This is a genomic window from Kitasatospora sp. NPDC007106, from assembly GCF_040634455.1.
Classification (GTDB): Bacteria; Actinomycetota; Actinomycetes; order Streptomycetales; family Streptomycetaceae; genus Kitasatospora; species Kitasatospora arboriphila.
In genome coordinates, this window is record NZ_JBEYFP010000659.1 from 1 (window position 1) to 3,314 (window position 3,314).

At 74.4% G+C, this 3,314-nt stretch carries 3 protein-coding genes; all 3 read right to left on the reverse strand.

What is annotated here, in order from left to right; translation table 11 throughout:
- The coding region (locus ABZ641_RS30290; RefSeq protein ID WP_359986901.1) for a protein kinase at positions 1 to 928 on the reverse strand (928 nt) is incomplete at its 3' end.
- Positions 929 to 1,174: 246 nt separating this feature from the next.
- On the reverse strand, positions 1,175 to 2,137 hold the full coding sequence (locus tag ABZ641_RS30295) for a phospholipase (protein ID WP_359986904.1): 963 nt from the start codon (positions 2,135 to 2,137) through the stop codon (positions 1,175 to 1,177).
- A gap of 168 nt (positions 2,138 to 2,305) precedes the next feature.
- Positions 2,306 to 3,085 (reverse strand): class I SAM-dependent methyltransferase, encoded by a 780-nt coding sequence (locus ABZ641_RS30300; protein WP_359986906.1) that lies wholly within the window; start codon positions 3,083 to 3,085, stop codon positions 2,306 to 2,308.
- Positions 3,086 to 3,314 lie beyond the last annotated feature (229 nt).

Consider the following 3,314-nt stretch of genomic DNA (forward strand, 5'->3'; position numbering starts at 1 on the left):
CGAGGAACTGCGTACCCTCGCCCCGGCCGACTTCCCGACCCGCCGCGCCCAGAGCGCCTACCTGGACCATGGCGTGGGCGCTCTGGTAGCGCCCGGCGGGATCCTTCGCGAGGGCGCGGGCCACCACCGCGTCGACGGCCGGCGGCAGCGACGGGTTGATCGAGGACGGCACCGGCGGCGGCTGCTGGACGTGCTGGTAGAGCACGCTCATCGCCGACTCCCCGTCGAACGGCAGGGTGCCGGTGACCAGTTCGAACAGCATGCAGCCGACCGAGTAGAGGTCGGAGCGGGCGTCCGCCGGCCTGCCCTGCGCCTGCTCGGGCGAGAGGTACTGGGGTGTGCCGAGGACGGTGCCCGTGCGGGTCATCGCGGTGGCGTCCGACTGCAGCGCCCGGGCGATGCCGAAGTCCATCACCTTGACGGTGCCGTCGTCCGTCGTCATGACGTTGGCCGGTTTGATGTCCCGGTGGACGAGCCCCTGGCGGTGGCTGCACTCCAGGGCGTCCAGCACGGCCGAGGTCACGGCCAGCGCACGGTCCAGCGGGACGGTGCCGCCGGCACGGCGCGCGGCCGCCTCGCGGACGAGTTCGCGCACCGACCGGCCCCGGACGTACTCCATCACCATGTACGGCACCACGCCGTCGGGCCCGGTGTCCTCGCCGCTGTCGTGCACGGCCACGATGTTGACGTGGTTGAGCGCCGCGACCGCCTGCGCCTCGCGGCGGAACCGCTCGCGGAAGGCCGAGTCGCGGGCCAGGTCCGGGTGGAGCGTCTTCACGGCGACGGTCCGTCCCAGCACCCGGTCGCGGGCCCGGTGCACGGACGCCATGCCGCCCTCCCCGAGCGGTGCCTGCATCTCGTAGCGGCCCTGCCCGGCCGAGCGGATCGGCCCCGCCGTGTGCAGGCCCTCGGTCTCCTCGACGTCCATCGCCCCCGTCTTCCCCCGTCGCCCTCTCGGCGCGGGGTGCCACCGGGTGAACGTCGACTCCGGTGGCACCCCGTCGGCCGGGCGTGATCGCTGCCCGTGCGCACCGGCCCTGACCGACCGTCACCGGTGCGGCCGGGGCCGCACGGCGGGCCTGGTGTGCATGACAGGCGACCGTACCGCGCCGACCGCGGCCGGGTCGAACCGAATGCGTGCACGACTCGACCCGGCCCCGGCCCCGACGGAGCCCTAACGGAACATGCGGTCACCGGCGTTGGCCATGCGGTGGGTCGAGCCGTGGCGGTTCACCCAGTCGCGGACGAGGTTGACGGCGTTGGCGCACTGCCAGCTCCGGTCGTACTCGCGCACCCCGGTGAAGGCGCCGTAGCCCGCGATGATGCCGTCCACCCGCGCGTCGCCCAGCAGCTTGTCGACGTACCACGGGTCGTTGTAGGTGGTCGTCCAGGAGAGCGTGGCGGCGAGCTGTCCGGCGGCGCGGTCCGCGGCGCCCTTCTTCAGTTCCGTGCACGTGTTGTACGTGGCTTCGGTGCAGTTGCCGAACCCCTTGGTGATGTCGCTGTCGCCGTAGTCCATCACCCGGCGGCCGGCCGGGATCGCCGGGCCGGACCGGTCGAAGGCGGCGCGGACCCGGTCGCGCGTCCCGGTCGTCGTCATGCCCTCCAGCGGGCCGAGCCTGCCTTCGAGGCTCTTCCAGCCGCGGCCGCCGACGTCCGGGGTGCTGCCGCCGTGGTACTCGTAGAAGCCGTAGAGCACCTGGATGCCGGCGGCCGTCAGCCGCTGGGCCTTGTCGCGCAGTCCGGCGACGCTGCATCCGCGGTTCTGCTGCTCCCCGCAGTAGTTGGGGTCCTTGATGTCCAGCCAGACCAGGGCCAGCCGGCGCCCGGCACCGGCGTTGCCGACGATCCGGTCGATCATGCTGTCGAAGCTCGGGCCCAGCCGGGCGTCGCCGGCCGAGGAGCAGTCGTGGTAGGCGCGCCATTCGTTCGGGTTCCACCAGGCGCAGACGTCGATCTCGATGCCGTTGGCGCCGTGGTCGAGTGCGGCGTCGACGCCGTCCAGGGTGTCGACCCGGTGCGCGACGGCGTAGATCGCGTGACGTTGGTCGGCCGCCGCGGCCGGGGTAGCCCCGACGGTGCCGGCGCCGACGGCTCCGCAGAGTGCGGCGGCGGTCAGCGCCGCCCACCTCCGCAAGCCGGCACCCCTCCCGAGTCGAGTGATCATGAATAGCCCCCCATTCTTGTCCGTGTTCAGTCAGTTGACCTCACCGACTGCATGCTGACACGGCCCCGGCGACGGGGAACCGGATCCGGCCACGCCACGGCACCCGCATGGCTGCGGCCCGGAGCCTCGGGACCGCCCTCACAGCCTCCGGCTGCGCAGCACCCCGGTCAGCATCGGCAGGGTGAACTCACCGCGGGCGGTCTCCGGTTCACCCGCGAGGAAGGCCCGGATCCGGCCCAGCGCGGCCTCCCGTTCCCGCTCCGGCATGACCAGCATCCCCGCGCGGGTCGCGAGCGAGGCGACCAGGGTGTCGGCCGTGCGGCGCTGCCCGTGCGGGAACGCGGTCTGCTCGGGCGACCCGAACCGGGCGGGTCCGCCGGCCTTCGGAAGGTGCATGGCGGCCGTTTCGGCGCGCCAGGCGGCGGGCGTGTCACGAGGGCCGACGGCCGCGCTCCCGGCGGTCCGCGCCAGTCCGGCGACCCAGTCGACCCGGTCGTCCAGCAGGTTCCACAGGCCGGCCAGCACGCCGCCGGGTGCCAGGACCCTGGCGATCTCGGGGCCCGCGACGGCCATGTCGAACCAGTGCATGGCGTTGCCGGCCAGCACGGCGTCGACGGAGGCGTCCGGCAGCGGGATCGCCTCGGCGCTGCCCCGCAGGGCGCGGACGCCCGGCAGCGAGCGGCGCAGCTCGGCCAGCATCGCCGGGTCGGGCTCGACCGCGACGACCTCCGCGCCCGGCGCGAGCAGTCCCGCGGTCAGCTTGCCGGTGCCGGCGCCGAGGTCGAGCACCCGCGGGCCGGGCGCGGGTTCGAGCGCCCAGCGCACGGCGGCCTGCGCGTAGTCGGGGCGGTGTTCGGCGTAGGCGGTCGCCGCGACGCCGAACGACGAGGCGTGGAGTGAGCGTTCGTCCTGATTCACACGCCCACGCTAGCTGACGGACGGTCAGCCGACCCGATGGTGCGCGAACCGGATGCCCGAACCGGATGCCCGAACCGGCGGCCGGCCCACGGGTGTTCCGCGGGCACGGCTCGGCGGCCTGCTGCGCCGGTTCGACCGGCCCGGCGGGCCGGCGGGCTGGCGGGCCGGTCAGGGCTGGCGCAGGGCTTCGCCGAGCCGGCCGGCGGCCTCGACGACGGCCTGGGAGAGC